This is a genomic window from Nocardioides currus, assembly GCF_003057875.1.
GTDB lineage: Bacteria > Actinomycetota > Actinomycetes > Propionibacteriales > Nocardioidaceae > Nocardioides > Nocardioides currus.
The window spans coordinates 312,087-337,969 of sequence record NZ_PYXZ01000001.1 but is presented as its reverse complement, the minus strand read 5'-3'; the positions used below and the strand labels follow the sequence as shown (position 1 = coordinate 337,969).

Genomic DNA, 25,883 nt, shown 5'->3' with positions numbered 1-25,883 from the left:
CGACTCGCGCGGCGATTCCGCAGCTGTTAGGTGCCCAGATCAGATTTCGCCCGCTTTCAGGCGCCTCTGCCCCATCTGCATGATGTCGCTGGCCACCTGCATCATCCGCTGCAGACTCACGCCGTCCGGTATCTCGGTGGAGTTGGACAAATAGCCCAGCAAGTAGTCGCCCATCGTGAACTGGGGGTCGAGCCGGCACATGACGATGAATGCAACGGATTCGGCTTCGACCTCGTCCCGGACCACGCCTCCTCGCCGCGACGGCCACAGGGCGACGTCTGGGGTCCCCAGGTGCCCGCAGTAGATATGCGCGAGTTCGTGCACGAGCGTCACATACTGATCGACGGCGGATAGCTTGCGACTGACTTCGATCTCGTGCGTCAGCGAATACGTCTCGGGTGTAGCCCCTGACTTCTTCCCAGGCCGTGTGACGTGCCCTTCGAGTCGACTCCATCGCGCGGAGCCGGCGTGGGCGGGAGAGTTGTCGACCAGCGTCACGCGGATCCCGTGGCGGATCGCGTTGTCGATGGTCACCTTCCAGAGCCGCTCCACGGTCGCAGAGTTCAGACTCGAGTCGGCGGCCAGCGGGTCAGTCACGTGCCGGGGCAGCGGCTTGCTTCCGGGCAGGGCTTCGGTGTCACTCACGTCGTAGACGACCATGTACGGCCCTCCCGGGCGCAGCATCACGAGCGGCTGGCCCCCTGGGCGGATCACTCGTCGATACTTCGTACGCCACTTCTGCTCAGTAGCGACGAAGCGTGACCCGGGCTTCTGGAGCCTGACCATCGCTGCGTTGAACGGGGAGTAGCCGCGAAACCGCCCGATGAAGCCGATGAATTCGGCGTAGTCCTTCGACTGCCGGAAGGCATGACCCTGCGCGAGGAGGCGGTCGATCGAGGCTCGCGCCGAGTCATCGACACTAACGGTCGGATCCGCATGTTCGACCTGCGGGTTAGCCGCGGCTGAACTCCTCGATCTCGTACGGTGCCAGTGGCTGCGGTACGTCGCACCCTTCATCGGCTCGACATGCTGCGCCCATCCGATGAGTCCGCTCACATGCCTTTCGAGACTCTCGACCGAATCGAAGCCTCGACTCTCGGCGTGGTGCTCGAGCCCATGGCGGTCCGCTCCCCGGAGATGCAATTCGATGTTGCGATGCTGCTCTCGTGGCAGACGGAGCGTGTGCCCGTCGACCAGCATGCCCAGCACCGTCCGGCGCGCACCGCCACGTGCCACGCGAGTCTTGTGTGCATTGAGGTGGAGTCCGAGCTCAGCGAGAGGCGGCCGAACTCCGCTCACCAGGGCGTCCACGGTGTGGTGCAGAACGCGGCGACGTGAGGAGAAGTAGAGATCGTCGGAGTAGCGGGTGTACCGCAGGCCGAGCTTCTCAGCGACCTGGAAGATCGCCTCGTCCACAGGACGCATGACGAGATTTGATATCGCGCCACTCGTGGGCGCCCCTTGCGGCAAAAACCCTTCGCGCTGTCCCTTGTAGGGGTACGACCTGGGCCGTGCTCGATCGTCCACGGTCAGCGTCCCGGTGCCACGGTTCAGCCATGCGCCCGAGTCATCGGGAGTCACCGTCGTAAGACGAGCCATCTCATGTGCCGCCAGTCGAGAGGGTCTGCCTAGCGGCAGCCATTCATCGTCAGTCAGCGCCATGAGGGCCTCGAAGACGTAGCGCTCGCGGACCGAGGTGAAGAAGTCCGCGATGTCGAGACGGATCACGGTGTCTGCCCTCAGATGGACGTGAGCACACTCGACGATCGAAGTCCGGTTTCGATAAGCGAAGGCCATCGGATGCTGAGGCAGCTGATCGAGCGCCGTTCTCAAGACCCGACGCAGCAGGATCTGCAGTTCGGGCTCCGGTGCATGGATGACTCTCATGCCTCCGGCGCGCTTGGGGATCGCGAACTGTCGATAGGGCGATCGTCGACGGGCCAGCACGTCGCGCACGTAGGCGACATCGTGTTGACCCAGTACGCGTGTGAGCCATGGGGTGGGTCCGAGGAGACGGCGGTCCCCACCTTCGTTCTTGGACGCAGTCGCGACCACGCACTCCCGATCTTTCCTACCTCCGATCAGTCGGAGGCATCCGCGGTGGCGGAGACCGGCTCATGCAGAGGCATGAGTTTCTGGAGTCCCGCCGTCTCTGAACGAAAGAATAGTCCGACCATGGCGGCGGACCATCGCCGAACACTCCCGTCTGTCCGGAACTCCCTGACGCTGTCGTTCCCTCTGGATAGGGTCATCCCGTGACAGGGGTCGAAGAGGAAGCCCGTCGGGGGACGGTCGCAGCAGTTCCGGAGATCGGGCAGATCGTGACAGTCCGTGGCGCTAACTGGGCCGTGACGGACGTGACGCAGCAGGGTCTGACGCGCAGCAGTGCGGACGATGCCGTCCAGCAGCTTCAGCATGCTGTGAGCCTGCAATCGGTCGAGGACGATCGCCTAGGACACGAGCTCAGAGTGGTGTGGGAGCTCGAGCCGGGACGCAGCGCAAGCGCCCACCGGGGCCTCCCCGAAAAAATCGATCCCGAGCGATTCGACGATCCCAACAAGCTCGCGGCTTTCGTGGACGCGCTCAGGTGGGGAGCGATTACCAGCGCCGACGATCAGACGGTGCAGGCTCCGTTCCACTCGGGCGCCAACGTCGAGGCCTACCAGCTAGAGCCCCTCAAGCGCGCCCTGGCCAACCCCCGTGCCAACCTCCTGTTGGCCGATGACGTCGGCCTCGGAAAGACGATTGAGGCCGGCCTGGTGATCCAGGAGTTGTTCCTGCGTCATCGTGCGCGCACCGCGATCATCGTCTGTCCGGCGGGCCTCCAGCTGAAGTGGCAAGACGAGATGGACCAGAAGTTCGGCCTCCACTTCGAAGTAGTCAACTCCGAGACCATGAAGCAAGTGCGTCGCACGCACGGCATCCACGCCAATCCGTTCACCCTGTTCCCGCGCATCATCGTGTCGATGGCGTGGTTACCCGGTCAGCGAGCCCAGCGACAGCTCCGCGATGCCTTCGGTGCCAACGACAACCGTTTTGCCTTCGACATCCTGGTCGTGGACGAGGCTCACCACGTCGCACCGAGCAGCCCCTCTCGCACAGACAATGTCGGGCGCGAGCGTCGTGGTTACGCGGTCGACTCCCAGCGAACACGCGCAGTGCGCGAGCTGGCCGAGCGAGCAGAGCACCGGTTGTTCCTCTCAGCTACGCCGCACAACGGATACACGGAGTCATTTGCCGCGCTCCTCGAGATGATCGACCCTCAGCGATTCGTGCGGAGCAGCAAGATCGATCCACAAGCGCTGAGTGAGGTAGCGGTACGGCGCCTGAAGCGTGATCTCCGTGAGGCCAAGGGATTCCAGGAGCGAGAAGTCCTGCCACTGCCCTACGACCCGAGCGACGACGAGTCCGAGGCCTACGAGCGACTGCTTGCTTTCACGAAGCGTCGTGACGCAGCGGTCGCTCGCCACGGCGGAAGCAAGCACGCGAAGGACATGGCGACGCTTCTCCTCAAGAAGCGGTTCGTCTCATCCCCGGTGGCGTTCGCGCGCACGATCGATGTGTACAAGGCCACGCGAACACGCGGGTTGAACGTCGACTTCGATGCCGAGTACGACGAGATCCTGGGGTTCGCCGCCGACGACCTCGAGGAGGGCAAGGCCGACCAGCCCGAGCTCCAGGCGCTCGAACAGACCAAGAGCTCGATGCCGGCGCTCAGCGAGGAGGACCTGGCGGACCTGGACTGGCTCAGCGAGTGGGGTCACCAGTACGACGCGCGACCCGACAGTCGACTGGAGGCACTGATCGGTCATCTCGAGGGCCAGCTCCGTCCGACCGGCGATTGGGGCAACGAGCGCATGGTGGTCTTCACCGAGTACGTCGACACGCTGGAGTGGATCAGGAACATCCTGCGGCAGCAGGGCTACGACAACGCCCGCGTCGAGGTGATCGACGGGAGCACCGACGCCGAGACACGTGAGCTCGTCCGGGCACGCTTCAACGAATCTCCTTCGAAGACCTCCGTCCGCGTGCTCCTCGCCACAGATGCGGCCGGAGAGGGCATCGACCTCCAGCGCCACTGTCACCGACTCGTCAACTTCGACATCCCGTTCAACCCGAACCGTCTCGAGCAACGGATCGGGCGGATCGATCGTTACGGACAGAACCAGCCGCCGCAGGTACGCCACTTCGTCCCGCGTGTCACCGCCGGAGGCGCCCTGGCCCAGGACACCGAGATGCTGGGCCGGGTCGCAGCCAAGGTCGCCCAGATCATGCACGACCTCGGCTCGGCCAACGAGATCATCGCGCCCGACATCCAGCGCCAGCTCGGTGGTATCGACGTCAGACCGAGCAAGCCGAAGGCTGAGAAGGACCCGATCACCGGGATGATGCAGGGCGAGCGAATGCTCAACGCGGAGCTGACTCAGCTCGAAGCAAGACTTGCCGAGAGTCGCGACAAGCTGCACCTCCGCCCCTCCAACCTCCAGCGCGTCGTCGAGACGGCCTTCGAGCTCAACCAGTTCCCACCGCTGACCCTGGAGGGTTCGGAGGACACGGATGTTCCCGTGTTCAGGCTGCCTGCTCTCGACACGAGCTGGGAGCCGGTCACGCGAGAGCTCACCAATCGGCTCGCCCCAGACCATCTCAAGCCGATCGCCTTTGACCCTCGGGTTCTGGTGGACGACCCGGATGTGGCCTACATGCACCTGGGGAGCCAACTCCTCCAGAGATCCACTCGGCGCCTGCGCTCGGCACTCTGGGGCGGTGAGCGCTCGCTCCAGCGGGTCAGCGCGATGGTCGTGCCGGATCTCGACGAATCCTTCGCTGTCGCGGTCACTCGGCTGGTACTCGTCGGACGCGCAGGTCTGAGGCTCCACGAAGAGGTATTCCTCGCCGGCACCCGCCTCGCGCGCCGCCAGGCAGTCGGCGAGCACCGCGCGGAAGAGCTGCTCGAACAGGCCCTCGACACTGACGGCATCCGCCCTGTGTCCACGTCGATCGCCCGGCAGCTCGCCGAGGCGTGGAACTCCGAGGACGGCATCAGTCAGCGCGTCGAGGACGCGATCCGTGACCGAGCCGAACGGCGCCGGCGAGAGGTGGCGGACCTTCTCCGAAGCCGCCGGGAGGCTGATGAGACACGCGTGGGAGACATCTTCGACCGCTTCGCTGACACGCTGCGCGACGCCCTGAGGGAAGCCGAGCAGATCGACGCGGATCCGCAGTTCGGCCTCTTCGAAGACGAGCGCCGACAGTGCGAGCGCGATCTCCGGGAGATCCGCCGCCGAATCGACGCACTCGACGATGAGCGTAACCGCGAGCTGGCGGCCGTCGCCGGCCGCTACGAAGACGTGCGCGCGTGGGAGTTCCCAGCCGCTGTGATCTTCGCGCTGTCACCCGATGACGTGGACAAGGGGATGAACATCCGATGACGCGCCGTACTCGCTCGGTGGCAGAGCTGCACGAGGACTGGCTGGCTCAGGTCGAGACCGAAGGACCGTTCCTCGCGCTCCCAGTCGTCAAGGACATCTGGCGTGACGGCGTCGACCGCCTCGGCGACGCCGACGACAGAATGGTCACCTTCAAGCAAGCCTTTGTCACCTGGCAGCGCGAGGTGGACGACTTTGCACTCGCGGACCGGACGCCAGATGCCCTGGAGCGGTACGCCGAGGTGAGGAACGCCTGGGTCGACACCGTCCTCGACGACCTCGCCGGCTGGAACGGACTCCGCCACACTGCCGACGACCTTCCCGCGACATTCGAGATCCGCTCGCCGGGCGAACAGGTGGCCGTTCGCCCGAGCGGCGCCCTGAAGGGCCGCGACGCCGACTACGCTGCATTGTTCCTCGTCGTAGAGCCGACCACCAGCCTGCGCGAGACAGGCCTGGATGGATGGGCCGCCACCGAGATCGACCGAATGGCGATGCTTCTGCGCAAGTCCCATGTAGAGGTCGGCGTCGTCACCGACGGCCAATGGTGGGCCATCGTATGGGCCAAGGACGGCAAGCCGACCGGCTCCGGCATGGTCAACGCCCTCACCTGGGCCGAAGAACCACTGCTGCGCGACGCATTCCTGACCCTGCTCGACCAACGGCGGTACCGCGCCAAGGACCCCGATCAGCGACTGCCGCGGCTCTTCGAACGCAGCGAGCTCGAGGCCGAGGAGATCACCGAAGCGCTCGGCACGCAGGTACGTCGCTCGGTCGAGCTCCTCGTCCAGTCGTTCTCCGAAGCCAGGCTCGCCGCGGGCCGGCAAGGCGATCCCGATCCTCTAGCAGAGGATCCGGATGAGATCTATCAGGCCGCCGTGACGGTGATGATGCGGGTCGTGTTTCTGCTCTTCGCCGAGGAGCGCGAGATGCTCCCGACGGAGCAGCTCTACTGGGACTCGTACGCCATTCGCGACCTCCTGTCGGACCTGAAGCGGCAAGCCGCTCAGGGTGAGGAACCGCTTGACGAATCCTTCGATGCCTGGCACCGACTCCTGGCCGTCAGCCAGGCGCTGTACGGCGGTGTCAACTACGACGAGATGCGAATGCCGGCGTACGGCGGGTCGCTGCTGGATCCCGAACGCTTCCCCTGGCTGCACGCCACCGACGAGCGCGGCCGGCTACGCCTCGAGGTCTCCGACCGGGTCATGCTGCACGTCCTCGAATCCGTGCAAACGGTGACCGTGAAGAGTGAACAGCGTCGCGTCTCCTTCCGCGACATCGACGTCGAGCAGATCGGCTACATCTACGAAGGACTGCTCGGCTACTCCTGTGCGGTGGTCGAGGACGACGTGATCATCGGCCTGGTCGGCAAGCCCGGCGAGGAGCCGGAGATCGACGAAGGCACCCTCCAGCGCCTGTACGACGACAGCTCGGACGGAAAGAGCTTCGCCACCGCGCTCCGCGAGTGGATCAAGAACGATCAGCCCGCAGCGACGCCGCTGACCGCAGCGAAGCTCGCGAAGCTCTACGACGCCGAGCTCGATTCCGCCGACGAAGCAGACGCGCGACGATTGCTCACCCCGGTCGCCGGAGGCGACGAGGAACTGCTCGGCTTCCTCGTCGACTGGAGCAGATTCATCCGTCGAGACCTCCGCGGCATCCCGCTTGTCATCCCGGTCGGTGGACTGGTCGTGGTCGAGACCCCGTCACGCAAGAACGCAGGCGCTCACTACACGCCTCGCTCACTCGCTGAGGAGGTCGTGCTGCACGCCCTTCAGCCGCTGGTCTACGAACCCGGGCCGCTGCAGACCAACGACGAGAACGCATGGCGGCTGAAGTCCAGTAGCGCGATCCTCGACCTCAAGGTCGCCGACATCGCGGCGGGATCCGGCGCGTTTCTCGTAGCGGCAGCCCGCTACCTCGCCGACCGCGTCGCCGAGGCCTGGACTGCCGAAGGGCGCCTCGACCCGCACCAGATTGCCGATCCGCAGCGAGTGAAGGATCAAGCGATCCGCGAGGTCATCGCTCGCTGTCTTTACGGCGCAGACATCAACCCGATGGCCGTCGAGATGTGCAAGCTCTCGCTATGGCTGGTGTCGATGGACAAGACCAAGCCGTTCTCGTTCGTCGACGACAAGATCTTCTGTGGAAACTCCCTGCTCGGCATGACAGACCTCGACCAGCTTCGGTATCTCCACCTCTATCCCGACCCGAAGCGGATGGATACCCAGCTTCTGATTGACGTTGACGGCAAGATCGCTGAGGCAACGCGTCTACGCAGGCAACTTGCCTCACCGGTTGAGGAGCGCGACCCGATGCGTTCGACGCGCGGAAAGAACGCTTTGCTTGAGCAATTGAGGCAGGCGACGGCCGATCTACGGCTCGTCTCCGACGGCATCGTCGCCGCCGGACTGCCGCTCGGCGCAACCCCCGGTGCTCAACTCGACGATGCCTACAATGTCTTGAGTTTGGAGCTTTCAGAGGCATTCCCGCTCGACCGATCCGAAGGCGAGCGTGCCAAAATCGATCGACGCATCGACATTGGGCTAAGGCCAGCGGTGGACACAGACTACGAACGCTGGAGGCCCATCCACTGGGCAGTTGAGGCGCCGGATGTGTTTGTTGAGCGTGCCGGATTCGATGCAGTAATTGGCAATCCGCCGTTCCTCGGAGGCCAGAAGCTCACTGGGGCGCTGGGCGCGAACATGCGCGACTGGCTCATCAACGCCGTGGCGGGCGGGCTGCGCGGCAGTGCCGATCTGGTCGCATATTTCCTGCTTCGAGCCGCAGCCTCGTTGAACGGCCAAGCTTCCCTTGGACTCATCGCAACAAACACCCTTGCGCAGGGGGACACACGAGCTGTAGGCCTCGACTCGGTAGCGGCGAAGGGTTTGACCATCATTCGTGCCATCCGCTCAAGGCCGTGGCCGGCATCAAGTGCAAAACTGGAGTATTCGGCGGTCTGGGGATCAGCCGGCCCGATAAGCAACGCGGTGAGCAGGACATGTGACGATGTCGTAGTTCGACAGATTTCCACGCTTCTCGAGCCGGCCGGTCGGGTTCACGGCGCACCGCGTCGGCTGCGGGAGAACGCGGGTATCGCGTTCCAGGGATGCATCGTCCTCGGCAAGGGCTTCGTCCTCGAAGCGAACGAAGCGGTGGCGTGGATGCGTGAGTCGCCGGCGAACTCTGAAGTCCTGTTCCCGTACCTCAACGGGGAGGACTTGAATTCGCGCCCGGACGCGTCAGCATCGCGCTGGGTGATCGATTTCAACGACCGTAGCGAGAATGAGGCCAAAGAATTTGGCCTCCCCTACCGGCGCGCCCTTGAGAAGGTGAAGCCCGAGCGGGAGAGCAATAAGCGGCCGGCGCGACGGGAACGCTGGTGGCAGTTCGCCGAGCTCGCGCGAGGAATGCGTCGCGCCATAGCCGAGCTCGACGAGGTCATCGTCATCGCTCTCGTAAGCAAACCAGTCATGCCCTTGCTGGTCGCGAAGAATCAGGTCTTCAGCCATGCGCTCGGCGTCTTCGCGTCGCAGTCCTTCTCAGATCTCGCGATCTTGTCAGCGAGCCCTCATCAGCTCTGGGCCATCACGCATGGGTCAACTCTCGAGACGCGTGTTCGTTACACACCCTCGGACGTCTTCGAAACATATCCACGGCCGGTCGCTACTGCCCGCCTGACGGATGCCGGAATCGCACTGCACGAGGACCGTAAGGCGACCATGATTCGTTGCGACATCGGTCTCACGAGTCTCTACAACCGGGTCAACGATCCTTCGGTCCGGAGCGAGCCCGACGTGAATCGGATGCGAGAGATCCACGCGGAAATGGATGAGGCCACCATGGATGCGTACGGCTGGGACGATGTGGCGCTCGACCACGGGTTCCACACATATCGTCAGATGGAGCGGTGGACCGTGTCGCCGACGGCGCGGGTTGAGATCCTCGATCGGCTGCTCGAGCTCAACCACGACCGAGCCCGCGCCGAGGGCCAGAACGTGCCGGAGCAGGGAGAGCTCTTCTGATGAGTGTGAGTCCGTCGACCATTGTCCGTTCCGAACTAATCGCTTTGATTGAACGGGAGTTGCTCGGGCCGCGCAACGGCAATGACGAGGAGATCATGGGGACGCCGCGAGCGGCCTACGCGGTCGGTGGACTGGCGCCGGTGACCATCGATCCGAACCAAGTGGGTCCGCTGCAAGCGACGGATGACGGTGCAGACCCCAACGAGACCGGGCAAGGCATCACTGACATCGATCCGACCACTCAGGGGCAGCGCGGTGTTCCGGTGCTCACGGACGAGGAACCGAGTACTGCCGATGACGATGAGGAGCGGGACGAGGGGCCCAAGGGGGCGCTGACCTTTCCGTCGTCGATGGGGCTGCGGTTCCAAGTGCCGCGTGGTTGCGACGTTCTCATCGTCACCGCGAGCTGGGGTCGGTACGCCTCATTCCGTAAGGAGAACGAGGAGGGCCGCAAGTTCCAGTGGTCGAAGCGGACTCCCGTAGAGAAGACGGCGCAGCTCGATGTCCGCGGCCACGATGAGCACGTCGTCCTCGCTCCGATCACACTCGACGACGACGTCACGCTCCGCGTCGAACTCTTCCCGCGGACTGACCGGGTCATCGTCGAACTCGCGCTCAGCAACGACCGGGTCACCGGCATGGATGCGCCGCCAGGCGACTGGCTTTTCCAGACCAAGCTCCGAGTCGAGGCAGAGAGCGGCGAGGCGGTGTTTTTGCCGACACGTGATGTGCTTGTAGCTGACTACGACGAGGTCGACGAGGAGCGACAGCGCCTCGACCTCCAGTACCGGCATCGGCTCGAGTTCGCCATCGGTCGCACCGCCTCCGTGACGTGGGACGAGCCAGTCGACGAGGACGGTAACGGCATTCGGCTGGCGAGGTCCGTAGAGACCACCTGGCTGCCGACTGCCGAGGTCCCGCAGACGATCGCCGGCTCCGCCGGCGCGGCCGTCCCCTCGATGCGCAAGCTCGCCGAGCTCGAGGCCGAGCAGGCCGAGGCAGCGTTTGGCCCGCTGGTCGAGGGCTACCTCGAGTGGCTTCACGGTCAGCAGGCGGCAGCGGACGAGTTGCCCGAACATCTTCGCGACATCGCGGTTGATGCGATCGCCGAAGCCCAATTGGTGGCCGATCGGCTGGCCGAAGGCGTCCAACTCCTCTCTCAGGGTGGCGAAGCGCTGACGGCGTTCCGCTTCATGAACCGCGCCATGCGCGATCAGCGCATCCGAAGCCAGGTCGCCGCGAAGCGGGCAGCCGACGACGACCTGTCGATCGACGATGCCCTGTCGGCCGTCGAGGCCGAGGGCGACAAGACGGCGTCGTGGCGTCCGTTCCAGCTTGCGTTCATCCTTCTCCAGCTGCCCGCGCTCACTGACCCGGCTCATCCCTACCGCAGCGGTCACGCGGCCAACGTCGAGCTGCTCTTCTTCCCGACCGGCGGCGGCAAGACGGAGGCGTACCTCGGTCTGGCTGCCTTCACGTTCGCCGTCCGCCGTCTCCAGGGAGACCTGGAGACAGACGACGGAGTCCTCGATGGCCGAGACGGCGTCGCCGTGCTGATGCGCTACACACTGCGACTGCTCACCTCACAGCAGTTCCAACGTGCCGCAGCGCTGGTGTGCGCCGCCGAGCTGATCCGCCAGGAGGACCCGGCGACGTGGGGCGAGAAGCCCTTCAGCATCGGCCTTTGGGTCGGGTCGGCGGTGAGCCCCAAGCGTTACACGGAAGCCGAAGCCCAGGTCCAGGCGGTCCGCAGCAATGACAGCGTCCGTGCGTTCGGGCTCACGGTTCTGCAACTCCAGCGCTGCCCGTGGTGCGGCACGAAGATCGACCCCAAACGCGACGTCCACACGGTGAAGACCCGCGAGCGGATCGCGGTCTACTGCGGCGACCGGCACGACGACTGCCCGTTCGCGATCGACGGCGACGCCGACGGACCGCTGCCGATCACCACCGTCGACGACGAGATCTACCGCAACCCGCCGACGTTCCTGCTCGCCACCGTCGACAAGTTCGCCCGACTGGCCCGGGAAGGCGAGGCGGCGAGTCTCTTCGGCTACGTCGCCGAATGGTGCCCTCGGCACGGCTACCGCCACCCAGACTCCCACGGCTCCTGCCCCGGGCAGTCCCACAACCCCAAGAGTGAGAACGGGGTCTCCTATCCCAAGGTGGCCATCCAGCCCGCGAGGAGGCTGCGACCACCGGACCTGATCATCCAGGACGAGCTGCACCTCATCACCGGTGCGCTCGGCACGGCAGTCGGGGTCTTCGAGAACGCCGTCGACCTGCTGTCGTCTTACGCGCAGAAGGGACAGAACGTACGACCGCTGGTCATCGCCTCCACCGCGACCGTCCGCAATGCGGAGAACCAGGTGCGTGCGCTCTACGGGCGCGGGGTCGATGTGTTCCCCCCGCAGGTGCTCGATGTGCGCGACACCTTCTTCTCCAGCGAGAAGAAGGTCACCGACGAGGACCCGGGTCGCAAGTACCTCGGCATCTGTGCCCACGGCATCAGGCTGACCCTCGCCGAGATCCGACTGTCGGAGGTACTCCTCCTCGCCGGTCAGAAGCTCCTCGACAACCACGGGGACTCGGCAGACCCCTACATGACCACCGTCGGCTACTTCAGCGCGACGCGGGAACTCGCTGGCATGCGGCGCTACCTCGACGACGACGTCACGATGCGAGTCGCGGGAAACACCGAGCCGTTCCCGAAGCGGACCAACGACTTCGCGCGGCTCAACATCGGCGAGCTGACGTCGCGGATCTCTGCCGAGGACATCTCCAAGACCCTCGACCGACTCGCATTGCCCTTCACTCGCGAGCGATGGAGTACCCACGGCAAGCAGGCGTACGCGAAGGCCTTCAGGGAGGCAGTGGAGGCCAGGAAGCCCTCCCCGAGCTCGCCGGAGCGCCCGTACGACGTCGTGCTGGCGACCTCCATGCTCCAGGTCGGCGTGGACGTTCCCAGGCTCGGGCTGATGCTCGTCGTCGGCCAACCGAAGAACACAGCGGAGTACATCCAGGCTTCGTCCCGCGTCGGGCGTGATGCCCGCAAGCCCGGGTTGGTCGTGTCGCTAGCCAACTGGGCGCGACCGCGGGACATGGCCCACTTCGAGCAGTTCCGCCATTATCACGAGACCTTCTACGCCCAGGTCGAGGCGCTCAGCGTCACGCCGTACTCCGAGACCGCGATGGAGCGCGGACTCATGGGCGTCCTGGTCAGCGCGGCCCGCGTCGCGGATCTGCGCTCGGGTGGGTCTCTTTCGCCCGAGCGGGGAGCAGGCGAGATCCTCTCCAAGATGCCGGTCGTCGAAGATCTGATCGACCAGCTGGTGGCTCGCGCCACGCGGGCCGTCGATGACGCGGGCGAGGCCAAACGAATGCGCGACAAGCTCGTACAGCGCATGGACCGCTGGCACGACAAGGCTGCGAACGCCAGCGGCGCCCTGGTGTACGAGCGTCGCCCGAAGAAGGAGGTCTCATGGCCTCTGCTCATCAGTCCCGAAGACACCTTGCCGTCAGTCGCCGACAGGGTCTTCGTCGTCGCGAACTCGATGCGGGAGGTGCAGCCCGAGATCAACCTGCTCGTGAGCCCCAGCGCAAACCGGCTGGCGTTCAAGGAACCGCTCGACAGCCCCGAATGGCACATCCCCGAGGTGACGACGTGACCGACGTTCCCGCAGAGAACGGCCTCGTCGCCGCGATCGATCCGTTGGTCATAGGCGGGTCGCCGCTGGACCCGATCGCCGACGTCGAAGCGAACCAGCCGAAGAACCGCGCCCGCGTTGGCTCGATCCGCCCGTCGGCGATGCTCTACACCAACGGAATCGGCGCGACGGTCGACCTCCCGCACCTGTCGGTCATGCCGCACGGGCTCGATGCATGGGAGCCGATCTACGATCGTCGGCCCGGCCCGGCGGAGGTGATCGCCGAGCCACGACTGCTGGAGTTGGTGCGTGCGCACCTCGGAAGCCAGGTCGCGGAACTCCGCAAGCCGCCGTGGGCACCGGAAGAGCGAGGACACGCCGGATCGGAGGCGATCGATCTCGGAATTCCGGGCCGCATCTTTCCGCAGTGGCTACGGTGCACTGGTTGCAACATGCTGGCGCCCGTTTCGCACGAACAATTCAGCTACGTGAACGTGAACAGGTTCCGTCCAGACCAGGCTCAGTTCTTGCATCGCAAGTGCACCGGGTGGGGTGGCGACGGGAAGCAGACGTCGCGCAAGCCGAAGGACCAGCCGGCCGTTCCTGCGCGCTACCTGGTCGCGTGCACCAACGGGCACCTGGACGAGTTCCCGTACGGGCCATGGGTCCACCGGGGTGCGTCGTGCCGGAAAGCCAAGATCCCGCAGCTGCGGATGCGGGAGTGGAAGAGCAACATCGGTCCGGACGTGCAGATCATGTGTGTCTCCTGCGGTGCGTCTCGCGGAATGCTCGAGGCCACCGGCCCGAAGGCGGTCGACAAGCTGCCGCACTGCCGGGGCCGCCATGCGCACCTCGACGCCTTCTATGCCTGCGGCCAGCCGGGTCGTCTGATGATGCTCGGTGCTGCTAATCAGTGGTTCGCTTCGACACTCGGACTCTTGGCGCTCCCGCGCGAGGAAGCCACGTCAGCGGCGGACGTCGTTCCGCTCCTACTGGCACTTCCTCAGGCGTTGCTGGCCGGAGTGACCGTGAAAGCCGCCGTCCCCATGTTCAAGATGGCGGTGGGGGCGCAGGCTCAGACTGATGCCCTCGACGACGTGGACGAAGACGTGCTTTGGGACGCCATCGAAGTGGTCAAGAACGGCGGGACCATCCCCAAGGCGATGTCCGCCGAGCGGCGTGCTGACCCCTTGACCGTCCTCGGTCCCGAGTGGACGGTGCTCACAGACGAACGGAAGTACACGCGGCACAGCGGATCCATGGACTTCCGCGCTGTGCGCCGCGAGGTGCCGCCCGCTCTGACCTCGATCGTCTCCTCGGTCGTCGCAGTGGAGAAGTTGAAGAAGGTCAACGCCTTCATCGGGTTCACCCGGATCGACGCACTCGACCGCATCGACGACGCCTCTGCTCGGGTGGCTCCTCTGAACCGCAACGGCCGGCCGACCTGGGTGCCCGCGACGGAGGACCGTGGCGAAGGTGTCTTCATCCGCTTCGAGGAAACAGCCGTCGCAGGGTGGGAGGACCAGGTCAAGGCACTTCCGGTGTGGACGGCATTCCGAGATGCGCATCGCATCAACTTCCGTCGTCGCACCAGCAAGACGGCCGGCGACATCGACCCGGACTCCCGCTTCCCGGCTCCGCGATATTGGGCGATCCACACGTTGTCACACCTGCTCATCCGTGAGGCCGCGATGTCCAGCGGTTACGGCTCGGCCAGCCTGACCGAGCGCATCTATGCCTGGCCCGCGGGGGAGGGGCAAGACCCCGCTGCGGGCCTGCTGATCACCACCACGGCGTCGGACAGCGAGGGAACGCTCGGTGGTCTCGTCGACCTGGCCCGGCCCGAGAAGCTCGGCAAGCTGGTCGCCGATGCGCTCCGGCGTGGGCAGCGCTGCTCATCCGACCCGATCTGTTCACACCGCCTGCCCACTGACAAGGAGGAGTTCCTCCACGGGGCCGCCTGCCACTTCTGTCTCTTCGTGAGCGAGACGAGCTGCGAGCGCACCAACCGCTTCCTCGATCGGCGGCTCCTGCTGGGCCTGACGACCGATCCGGCCGTCGTGACCCCGGGCTTGCTCGCCCTCCTGACGGAGGGCATCTGAGGTGTCCGCTGTGGGGGAGCTCGGCGCGTTGCTGAGCGCAGAGGAAGCGGGCTGGATCGCCGCGGAACTACGGCAACGACGACTGCCGCACCTAGCTGCCAAGCGTGCCTATTCCGACCATCGAAGCCAGGTGAAGGAACTCCTCGGTCGTCTGCTCGCGGACCAGGGTGCAGTGGAGCTGGCCGCAGCCGTCCTCGACGGCATCGCGTCCGTGCCTCGCCCGGACCCACTCGAGACGGTGTGGACGTGTCCCAGCGTCCCTGGTGGTGAGGGGCGGACGACGCTGGCCGTTGCCGAGCTCATCAACGAGGCCCAGTCGACGGTGCTTGCTGCGACGTATTCGGCGTCTTGGGGGTCCGTATACCTCACCGCTCTCGCCAACGCCGTCGTGCGGGGAGTTCGTGTGACCGTCGTCGTCGATCGGAAGATGCAGCAGGAGACGCGCGAGCGGCTGCTTCAGCAGCTGCCCGGGGCACGGCTTTGGACGTATGCGCTGACCGACGATTCCCAGTATCCGCCACGACAGCACGCGAAGTTCGTCGTGGTCGACGAGGGAGCCTCGTTCGTCACCAGCGCGAACTTCTCGGATGCTGCAGCAAAGCGGAACCTAGAATGCGGGCTCCTCTCCCGTGACCCATCGATCGCGCGAGGCATCACGACCCAGTTGGAGACTCTGCGTCAGCATCACGTCCTTGTGGACTACTGAGTTGCCACAGGACGTCGCGTGCTCGAGGATGCTCGCGTGCGCACGGTAGGTCTCTTCTCGGGAATCGGCGGTCTCGAGCTGGGACTCGAACGCGCGGGCGCGTCGACGGAGCTGCTCTGCGAGTACTGGGATCCAGCAGCTGCGATCTTGCGCAAGCGCTTCGACGCCGAGGTGGTCGGTGACATCCGCAAGGTTGCTTCGATTCCGGCCGTGGATGTGGTCACGGCCGGTTTCCCGTGTACGGACCTCAGTCAGGTCGGTCGTACCGCCGGAATCGACGGCAGCGAGTCCGGCCTGGTGCGTGAAGCACTCCGGCTCATCGAACGCACGCCACCGCGGTGGGTGGTCCTCGAGAACGTGCCGAACATGCTCAGCCTCGGTGGCGGAGCGGCGATGGCGTTCATCGTCGACTGGTTCGACGACCGAGGGTGGAACTGGGCCTATCGGACCGTCGACTCGCAGCACTTCGGGCTACGCCAGCGTCGCCGGCGTGTGTTGCTCGTTGCTTCGCGGACCGAGGACCCGCGCGGGGTGCTCTTCGCCGACGAGGCGGGGCTCCCGACGACACGTCGGGGTCACTCCGCTTACGGCTTCTACTGGACGGAAGGCAATCGTGGTGTCGGATGGGGCGATGGCGTCACGCCGACGCTGAAGGGCGGGTCGAAGCTCGGCATCGCCTCACCGCCTGCGGTCTGGCGGGTCGGCGCCGACGCGGGTCGTGCGATCACCCGACCGAGCGTCCGGGCTGGCGAGCGGCTGCAGGGCTTTCGAGCCGGGTGGACCGACCTGGGAGCCAAAGACGGCATTCGGTGGAAGATGGTCGGTAACGCAGTTTCAGTGCCGGTCGCGACGTGGATCGGTCGGGGTCTCGTGGAGCCGCGTTCACCTGTCGATGTGGCTCGGAAGCCCCTCGATGTCGGACGTCGTTGGCCCGCGGCCGCGAGTTCCGTATCTGGCCTTCGAGAGGAGTGGTCACTTTCGGAGCGTCCGCTCGCCATACGACCGCAACAGACTCTCGCGCGCCTGCTCACCGACCACGGTGCCGACCCATTGAGTCTCAACGCGACCCGCGGATTCACCACCCGTCTGGTCGCCAGCAATCTGCGACGTCGACCGGACTTCGTGGACGACCTGCGCGCCCACATCGAACACATGTCGTCAGTCTGATGCCAGAGCCGCTCGACGATGTCGTCCGCCGTCGGATGAAGAGCCAAGGGCGGCGGGACACATCGATCGAGCTGGCCATCCGTCGGCAGCTCCATGCTCTCGGATATCGCTATCGGGTCGACTTCCGCCTCGAACCGTCGCTGCGGTGCCGCGGTGACATCGTCTTCACGCGTCGGCGCGTGGTCGTGTTCGTGGACGGCTGTTTCTGGCACGGCTGTCCGGTGCACGCGACGGCACCGAAGAACAACGCCGACTGGTGGCGCGCGAAGCTCGATGCCAACATCGAGCGGGACAACCGCAACAGAGCCGCACTGGCTCAGCTCGGGTGGAACGTCATCCGAGTCTGGGAGCACGAAGAGCCGCCAGACGCGGTGCACCGGATCCGCGTTGCAGTCGAGCAGTCCGCAGTCTGACTCTGTGGCTACGTGCGTCAGCCAGCCAGGAACGTCTCGTAGCGGGCGGCCAACCTCTCGGGATCGGGTCGCTGCGCTCGACTGGTCGGGACATGCAGGCGGATGCCGTGCATCTCTTGGAGCCCGTGCTTGAGCATCGGCCCGTCGACCTCCTCCATGAGATCGCGATTGATCGCGACCGTGAGGTCGGGCGAGACGCCGAGGAAGTTCTGGTCGAACGCCGCGTGGTGGATCTTGCACATGCTCATCCCGTTGGGAACAACCGGCTCCCCCTCCTCGGCGTCGCCGATGATGTGAGCCGCATCGAGGAGTGTGGGGTGCTTGAGACGACAGACCGCGCAGCGGTCCGTGTAGGCCAAGAGCACCTGCATCCGGAACACCCGCTGATGGAGTCGCGCCCTCGTGATGCGCTCGACGTAACGCCGAGTCGTGTCGTCCATGGGAGTGCCGGGGGTGATGAACCGCTGGCCTTCGTCAACTGCGAGAGCGAACTGTAGTTCTGCCTGCTCCTCGCCGATGACGTACACGGGATAGATCGGCTCGTAAAGTCCGGAGGCCACTCCCACGAACCAGATCAACGGAAGTCGTTGCTCCATCGCGCGACGAAGCGCGACGTTCTCGGGGTGATCGGGGTCGGTGCCTCGGTACTTGTACCGCTGGAGACCGTCTGCCCCGATCTCATCGTTGTACGGCGGGAGCTGATTCGGCGGCGTGAACGTGGTACGAATTGCCAACGCGGCGTCCATGCCGGCCGGTTTACGGATTCCCCGTTGGCGATCCATGAGCGGTATCCGACTGCCGTCGTAGGTGAAAGTCGAAAGCCATCCGAAATCAACTCTCGGATCCGTACGCTCGTCGAGCCACGCCATGGCTGTGCCTCGGAGCTCGCGAGAGTCGCTGATACCCATCACACCGTCACGCTCGCACATCTGAGCCGCGAAAGCGGGCGTTCACAGTCCGCGACCGGCATTCTCCGCCCTTCCGCAACCGCAGACACTGCCATCCAGGCTCACCACACCGCAGTTCGTGCACAGTCTCGCCGGATTCGTGGCAGGCCGCGGCAGGCCGTGGCTGGCTTGGCGCGTCGTCGGCTCTTTCACCCGTTCCGATGGCGTTGGCGGTGTCGCTTGCTGACTGCTCGACACATGTGTCGGCTGGCCGTCTACCGGGAGACCGGCGAGCGCAGTGGACATGCGTGCTGCTGCTCTGGCGGCCTGCCTTCTCTGCTCCTGGGCCATGACGTCGCGCACCAGCCGCGCCTCGTTGACGTCCGTCGCGCTAGCCGAAGCCTTCGCGACCTCGCTCGTGTCGACGTACGTGTCGATGAGGTCCAGCTTCTGTTGAAGGATCTCCAGCATGCGCTCGTCGACACTCTCCTCGGAGACGAGCCGGTGGACCTGCACACTGTTGAGCTGACCCATGCGGTGAGCACGCTTGAGCGCCTGCTGCTCGGTGCTCGGCTTCACCTGCGGCTCGCACAGGATCACCACCGATGCGGCCTGGATGTTCATGCCCACGCCACCGGCGCTGATCTGGCTTACGAGCACCCGAGGCACGCGCGACTGCGCCAGTCGGTCGGCGACGGCCTGTCGGCTGTCCGCAGGGGTCTGTCCGGTGATCGTGCCGACGACCCTGTCCCCGAGCCGGGCGACCACTGCATCGATCACGTCGAGGTAGAAGCTGAACACCAGGACGTTGCGGCCGTTGCTTGCCGCCTCCTTGACGATGTCCTCCAGGCGCTCGAGCTTCGAGCTCGTGCTGGGATCCGCGGTGAAGGCGGCCCGGCGGGCGGAGTGGAAGTCGCCACGCGCGACGGCGTCGAAGTACTCCTCCCGCTCCGCGTCCGTCATCGAGACCCACTCGTCTGTCCGGACAAGGTCTGGCAGCTCGGTTGCGACATCTTCGGAGCGTCGCCGCAGGTAGCCGGGAGCGACCTGCTCTCGGAACCCTCGAGCTCCGACGACCATGAGAGCAGGGTCGAGGTCCTCGACGAGCTCGGGTTGGAGCATCCCGAGGAGATTGGTGAAGTCCTCCACCTTGTTCTCGAGCGGGGTTCCGGTGAGGAACAGCACGCGCCCGCTCCGCTCGCCGACCTCGGCGACCGACGCGGTGCGCTTCGCCGTCGGATTCTTCACGAGGTGCGCCTCGTCGACGACGAGGAGGTCGAGGTCCTCCTCGCCGAGGTCGAGCCTCCGCAACGTGTCGAAGGACGTGACGGCGACGCCACCCAGGGCGCGCCAGCGGCGCGCGGCGTGGTCTCGCTCGGGTCCGTGGAGCCGATGGCCCATCAGAGAACTGTGCTGCCTGATCTCGCGCATCCAGTTGACCAGGACCGGCGGCGGGCAGACGACCAGGAACCGTCTGGCGTCCTGCGCGTGGAGGTGTGACATGACCGCGAGGGCCTGGATCGTCTTGCCCAGTCCCATCTCGTCGCCGATCAGCACGCGACGCTGCGCGAGTGCGTACTTCGCGCCGAACACCTGGTAGCCACGCAGGGATGCCTGGAGGTCTGGGCTGAGTGCAGCCGTGTCGAGCCGTTGACGCTCGACAGCCTCACCGATCTCGGTCGGAAGTCCACCACGCAGCGCTTCGACGTCGTCCTCCAGGCCGAGCACGCCCCGGAGAAGTCCTTGGTAGAGAACCGCACGCTTGCGGTAGTCGTCCCACACGACGTCGTCTGCCACGGTCGACGTCGGCCCGCTCTGGAGACCGTCCAGTCCGACCTCACGCAGCCACGAGGCCCGCTCGCGCAGGTAGCGGACGACATCCTGCCCACGGCGGGGTGAAGTGCGGTGAAGCAGCACGACGTCCTCGCCGGTTCCGAGTGCGGGTCCGATGGGCTCGATGTCGCGCGCGAGCTCCTCCAGGGCGTCGCCGATGGCCGCCGTGGTGTCGTGGAGCGTCTGAAGGCGCCACAGAGCTCGGATCAGGGCAGTCACCGCGAGGTCACCGGGATCGGCGTCGAACCGGCTCCCCGCCTCCTGCTCGAGAGTTCGCTGTGCGTCTAGCGCCGCGGCCCGCAGCGCCCGCGCCGTTTCGTGTCCTAGACCGGGGATGGCATGAACGTGCGTTTCCAGCGCTAGGACGTCCGCGACCGTATGGGCTCCGGCGTCGCGCGCCGCCTGGAGTCGGGCGCCCGGCGGGAGCAGCTGCTTCAGGACCTCGATGTCGATCGACGCGAGCTGTCGTCTGACCGCCTCGTTGCGGACTGTGGCGAACCGATCGCGGACGTCCTCGCGCAGCGCGTCCAACGTGGTGGTCAGGTCGCGGCCAGCGCTCCAGGCCTTCGAAAGAGTCGAGACGTCCGGTGCTGCCAGCACCGCGACCTCAGAGCGAGGTGCAACTCCCAGCGATTCTGCAATGCTGTCGAGCCCGTCCGCGACCGTGGACGGCAGGTAGGCGTCATACGACAGCGCGGCTGCGGACGCCAGAGCAGTGCCGAAGCCGGTGCGCTCGGCCCAGTCGTGGAGCCGGGCCAGCGTGACGACTGCGTCCGCCCTCTCGTCGGCTGATCCTCTCGACCGCAGGAAGCCCTTCGGTCGCGAAGACAGATGTTCGAGCGCGGCCGTGACCATCTCTCGAGCCTCGTCGGACACCTCGAGGACCGGCCGGCGCGCTGCGTGGCGCCCCCCCACTTCAACCAGGGTGGCGAAGACGGCGTTGTCGATCTCCGGCCTTCCGCAACGCACGACGAACAGATCACGGGTGAGGCGATCGGACGGCGCGCCCTCGAAGACCCGGCCTGAGAGCACCCGCGCGACGCGCGAACGATCGGAGTGCACGGCGCGCTCGAGGTCGCTGATGCTGCCCACCAGCTCGGTCGCCCACATGCCCAGCTCAGAGGCCAGGGCTTCGAGGGTGCGGGGTTCGGTCATGGTCGTCACGACGGCTCACTCCCTGCGCGCCACAGCGTGCTCCACGGCAGCTCGAAGTCGTGCGCGAACAGGTCGTTCACCCGCAGCCGCGCGAAGGGGTCGATGACGTAGCGAACCTCGGTACCGTCGTCCCCAGGCTGAGCGAGCGCCAGACGGTGTCGGTCGCCGAGGTTGAGGCCGCGCACGACCTGGGTCCGGGAGAAGCGGACCGGACCGCGGGTCGCATCGCTCACCGCGACGTCCACCCATCGGGTGAGGCCGTCGGGACGGCGGCTGACGACGACGGCGCCTGCGGTCTCGACCGCGAGCCCCATAGACGTCTCGGCCTCGACGATCGTCGTCACGACGTCCGAAGACGGGGTGGCACGTCCTCGGCCCGCGGTCCCCAGATCGCGCGCCGGGAGGACGATGGCCCACGAGACGACCTGTGGTAGTCGCGTGACGACTCGCGCGTCCTTCGCGAGCGAGTCGAGCCGGTGCCTCAGGCGACGCTCCACCTCCTCGGCCCGACGGCGCGCCGTCTCGGGAGTCACGCCCTTTCTCACCCCTGATGACACGCCGTCAGCCGCGCGCCGCCAGTACGCGGGTTCTGTGGCGAGCCGCTGCTCGAGATCCATCTGGGCACGGCGGATCCGAGCCTCGTGCACTGGTGTGACCGTGCGGGCGTGGTCGCCGACCATGTTGTGGACGGTCCAGAGCCGCGCGGCATCCAAGTCCCACGACGCGTAGCGCTCGGAGCCCAGTAGATCGGCGGCAACTGCGGCCTCGCGCTCGGTCGTCTCCCGGTAGTCCAGATAGGCAGCCCCCACATCTCGAACGTCGTCGTCCAGGGTCAGCTCGGTGAATGCGACCCGACGGGACAGCACGTGGGACGGCGTGTGACCGTCGGTGAGCTCGTGGCTCGCCACGATCAGCAGGCGGGGAACCGCATCGTCGCGATCATCGACGAGCACGGCTCCGGCCTCCTGGTCCGGGCGGAACCGGGACCTCGCCTCGGCGAGTGCACTCTCGAGCAGCGGGTGGCCGGGGCCGACCAGGCCGAGCGAGTCTCCGGTCGAGATCGCAGCGGCGCGGGACGGGTCGAAGGTCACGCCCTTGTAGCGGTGCCGGACCACGCCCGACGTGTCGCGGGCGGTGCGGACCTCCTCCGGGACCAGCTGCACGTCGTAGGCGCCGGACGAGGTGGTGCGGACACGACCACCGAGGTCCGAGAACGTGGTCTCGAACCATGCCGCCACGTGATGAGGCTGCAGCCGGTCGGCGACGCTCGTGTCGACACGGTGCTGAGCTTCTTCCAGGTCAGCAGACGACAGCATCGCACGGAACTGTGCGCGTTCGCGGATCAGCTCGGGGATGCCCTCGGACGCCTTCTCGTCGATCACCGCGTCGAGCTGTGCGCGCACTTTCGGATCATCGCCGTAGCGAATGGCCTTCAGGAGCATCTCGCTGAGCGGGTCGTCCTCGAAGGCCTCTCCGAGCACGTCGTAGACCTTGCCCTGGAACGCCTCGCGCTGTGCCTCCATCTTCGTCAGGAGCCGCTCGTAGACAGCTCCTTCGCGGGTGTCTGTCGCGACGAGGTTCCAGAGGTGGCAGACCTCGTCCTGACCGATGCGGTGGATACGCCCGAATCGCTGCTCGAGCCGGTTGGGGTTCCAAGGTAGGTCGTAGTTGACCATCAGGTGAGCGGCCTGGAGGTTGAGTCCTTCGCCGGCGGCGTCAGTGGCCACCAGCACCGTGACGTCGGGATCGCGGGTGAAGCTGCGCTCGACCGCCCGCCGTTGAGAGTGCGCCAGACCGCCGTGGATTTCGACGACCCCGTTCGTGCGACCAGGGAGAGCGCGGATGCGGTCGGCGAGGTAGGACAGAGTGTCGCGGTGCTCGGTGAAGACGATGATCTTGCGTGGCGCCGAGTCCGGTCCACGAGTGAGGGAATGGTCCTCGAGCAGCGAGCGCAGCTGCTTCCACTTCGTGTCCTCGCCCGATTCGTGCACTCGGCGGGCGATCGGGACGAGCTCGTCGAGCGACGCGATCTCAGCTTCCAGCTCGGCTCGGGTCATCGCGGCCGTCGCGCCGGCGGACACTGTTGTCTCCAGGTCCTCGGCCTCCTGGCTCGTGCGCTCGTCGGAGACGACGTGGGTTCCGAGCGATCCTGGCGGGAGCCGCAGGTCGGAATCGAGGACCGCGGGCGCGGACAGAGCTCCCGCGAGCCTAGCCCGACGCCGTTCCAGGCTGCGGAGGATGGCATGCGGCGATGACGCCAGCCGACGCTGCAGGACCGTCAGGGCGAACCCAACGTTGGTCGCCCGCTTGCGGTCCCCGTCCGCGATGCGGTCGGCCATCCGCATCTCCTGGCGCACGTACTCCGTGACCGCCTCGTAGAGATCGGTCTCTGCCGGCGACAGGCCGTACCCGACTGTGTAGGCCCGCCGCTCGGGGAACAGGCGGCGACCCTCGAGCGTCAGGAGGTCCTCCTTGAGGAGTCGACGCATGGTGTCCCGGCCCGGGACCACCGCCTCCCTGTCAGCGCCCAGGTAGCGGTCCTCGTCGAGCAGACCGAGGAAGGCTCGGAACTTGTCGGGGTCTCCGGAGTGCGGCGTGGCCGTCATCAGGAGCAGGTGTCGGGAGATCCTCCCGAGCCGCTGCCCCAGCTCGTACCTCTTCGTCGGGTCCAGCTGGTGCCCCCGGATGGTGGCAGACATGCGGTGCGCCTCGTCGACCACGACGAGGTCCCAGGACGAGGCGTCGAGGCGCTCGAGCACGTCGTCATCGCGCTTGAGCATGTCCATCCGGGCGAGGAGCAGCGGGTGGTCCTCGAACACCGACTGGCCGACGGTCCCGCTCATCATCTCGCGCGTGAGGATCTCGAACGTGAGCCCGAACTTCTCCTGCAGCTCGTCCTGCCACTGGCCCACCAGGCCACCCGGTGCGACGACGAGGCAGCGCTCCAGGTCGCCGCGGAGCATCAGCTCCTTGACGTAGAGGCCGCACATGATCGTCTTGCCGGCACCGGGGTCGTCGGCGAGCAGGAACCGCAGCGGGGTGCGGGGGAGCATCTCCTCGTAGACGGCCTTGATCTGGTGGGGCAATGGACGAAGTGACGAGGTGGACACGGCCTGCATCGGGTCGACGAGAGCGGAGCTCTGGAGGCGGAACGCCTCGGTGCCCATCTTCCAGCGGCGTACGTCACCGTCGCACCGCGATGGTCCGAGCGAGCTCACCTCACGCAGATCCGACTCCTTCGAGCGGTCGAGCATCGACTGCTGGGTGGTCCCGCGAGGATCCTCCACCGTGACGACCAGGAACTCGGGCCCGTATGGCCACCCTGCAGTGAGGATGCGCGCTGGCTCCGTCAGGATGCCGGCCACCAGCATCCCCGGAGCGATCTCCTCGAGCTTCACCCGAGCACCGCCAGCCATTCGCCGACCTGCGGTCGGGTGCCGTCTGGCCCAGTGGCGCGGGCCCAGAGCCGGCGGGCGCCACTGGAATGGGCTTCGTCGAGGCCGGGGATCTCGCCCTGCGCGATGCGGCCGTCCGGGGCCAGCAGCCGCTGGGCGAGCAGGGCGAAACCCTCCCGGTCCCCGTCCAACGACGGGATGCCGCTCGTCGCCGGTGCCGAGGCGAGAAAGTCTCCGCCGACCCTCCGGACCCGATCGCCCGCGACGAGGGCGACGGCCGGGCGAGGATGGAGGCAGTACGCGATCGTGTCGAGGTCGACTCCAGCAGTGAAGTGGTCCTGCGCGTGCAGGCCGTCGACCATCCGTGCGACGAGCCGGACCAGCTCGAGGCGGTCGAGGGCGTCAGGCAGGTCGGCCGAGCCAGGCGACTCCACGGCCCGCCGGAGCGTTCGCGGCTGACCGGTTTCGGCGTCCACGAACGTCTCGGGGAGCCGCGGGAGTGCGTACGAGCCCGGCGAGGAACCGGCAGCGGGCAAGGCGATCGTGATCGGTTCGCGGCGCAGCGCAGATCCGATGGTGGACTCGGCGACCGAGAACTCGTCGAGGAGCTCGGAGGTGGAGCGGACCGAGTAGGGAGACCTGCCCACGTCGACGCGCGGTCGCTCGCTCGCCACCCTGCCTGGACCCACGAAGCCGTCGGGCACAGCGGGGTAGGAAACGGTCGAGAAGTCCGGGAGGTCGAACGGCTGGTCGTCGACGACCGAGTCGTTGCGCGGCCGGGCCTGCGGCGCGTGCTGTGCGGGGGACGGGGGCACCACCGGGGCCTCAGGGAGTCGAGCCACCTCGACGGGCACCGGCTTAGCCGGCGGGGGCGGCGCGACGGTCCCGGGACGAGCGGGAACGGGTTGCTCGGCCGCGAGAGACGTGTCGTCCCGTTCGGTCTCCTGGCCAGGGTGCGGTGGACGCTGGTGATCTGCACGCGAATCCTGCGCCGTTGCTGGCTCCGATCCCCGGGAAAGAGCCGGACGAGGCCCCGTCGACCGCATATCGGGCGGCGGGGTCGGGGTCGTCTGGGGCTGTGCAGGCACCGTCTCGGGTGCGGTCTGGTGGTCGCGTCCGAC

Annotated in this window: 12 protein-coding genes; 7 read left to right on the top strand and 5 right to left on the bottom strand. The window is 66.5% G+C overall.

Going from position 1 to position 25,883, the window contains the following annotated elements; all coding sequences use genetic code 11:
* Window positions 1-39 precede the first annotated feature (39 nt).
* On the bottom strand, window positions 40-1,956 hold the full coding sequence (locus C7S10_RS01600) for a reverse transcriptase family protein (protein WP_133176405.1): 1,917 nt from the start codon (window positions 1,954-1,956) through the stop codon (window positions 40-42).
* 299 nt (window positions 1,957-2,255) lie between these two features.
* Between C7S10_RS01600 and drmD the strand changes: the two genes are divergently transcribed.
* The 7 genes from drmD to C7S10_RS01565 are packed head-to-tail and all read left to right on the top strand — an operon-like array spanning window position 2,256 to window position 17,492.
* Complete coding sequence (drmD, locus tag C7S10_RS01595) at window positions 2,256-5,429, top strand: DISARM system SNF2-like helicase DrmD (protein WP_108342655.1); 3,174 nt, start codon at window positions 2,256-2,258, stop codon at window positions 5,427-5,429.
* 17 nt (window positions 5,430-5,446) lie between these two features.
* A complete protein-coding gene (locus C7S10_RS01590; RefSeq protein WP_207769190.1) occupies window positions 5,447-9,457 on the top strand; it encodes an Eco57I restriction-modification methylase domain-containing protein in 4,011 nt (1,336 codons plus the stop codon).
* A gap of 5 nt (window positions 9,458-9,462) precedes the next feature.
* Window positions 9,463-13,125, top strand: coding sequence for a DISARM system helicase DrmA (drmA, locus tag C7S10_RS01585; protein WP_207769189.1), 3,663 nt, complete (start codon window positions 9,463-9,465; stop codon window positions 13,123-13,125).
* Window positions 13,122-15,206, top strand: a complete 2,085-nt coding sequence (gene drmB, locus C7S10_RS01580) for a DUF1998 domain-containing protein (RefSeq protein WP_108342652.1) — start codon at window positions 13,122-13,124, stop codon at window positions 15,204-15,206. Before drmA ends, drmB begins: the two co-directional genes overlap by 4 nt.
* A 10-nt stretch (window positions 15,207-15,216) precedes the next feature.
* The gene (gene drmC / locus C7S10_RS01575) at window positions 15,217-15,912 is read left to right on the top strand and encodes a DISARM system phospholipase D-like protein DrmC (protein ID WP_207769188.1); all 696 of its coding nucleotides are present in this window, start codon (window positions 15,217-15,219) and stop codon (window positions 15,910-15,912) included.
* A gap of 36 nt (window positions 15,913-15,948) precedes the next feature.
* A complete protein-coding gene (locus C7S10_RS01570) occupies window positions 15,949-17,079 on the top strand; it encodes a DNA cytosine methyltransferase (protein WP_108343257.1) in 1,131 nt (376 codons plus the stop codon).
* Window positions 17,079-17,492, top strand: a complete 414-nt coding sequence (locus C7S10_RS01565) for a very short patch repair endonuclease (protein WP_108342651.1) — start codon at window positions 17,079-17,081, stop codon at window positions 17,490-17,492. Before C7S10_RS01570 ends, C7S10_RS01565 begins: the two co-directional genes overlap by 1 nt.
* 17 nt (window positions 17,493-17,509) lie before the next feature.
* Here C7S10_RS01565 and C7S10_RS01560 read toward each other — a convergent pair whose 3' ends face one another.
* The 4 genes from C7S10_RS01560 to C7S10_RS01545 form a co-directional block, all read right to left on the bottom strand.
* Entirely contained in the window at window positions 17,510-18,361 is an 852-nt protein-coding gene (locus tag C7S10_RS01560) for an HNH endonuclease (RefSeq protein ID WP_207769187.1), read from the bottom strand.
* A gap of 81 nt (window positions 18,362-18,442) precedes the next feature.
* Entirely contained in the window at window positions 18,443-21,367 is a 2,925-nt protein-coding gene (locus C7S10_RS01555) for a DEAD/DEAH box helicase (protein WP_243395212.1), read from the bottom strand.
* 5 nt (window positions 21,368-21,372) lie between these two features.
* Complete coding sequence (locus C7S10_RS01550) at window positions 21,373-24,765, bottom strand: DEAD/DEAH box helicase (RefSeq protein WP_165807019.1); 3,393 nt, start codon at window positions 24,763-24,765, stop codon at window positions 21,373-21,375.
* Complete coding sequence (locus C7S10_RS01545; RefSeq protein ID WP_165807018.1) at window positions 24,762-25,577, bottom strand: hypothetical protein; 816 nt, start codon at window positions 25,575-25,577, stop codon at window positions 24,762-24,764. Before C7S10_RS01545 ends, C7S10_RS01550 begins: the two co-directional genes overlap by 4 nt.
* Window positions 25,578-25,883: the final 306 nt, after the last annotated feature.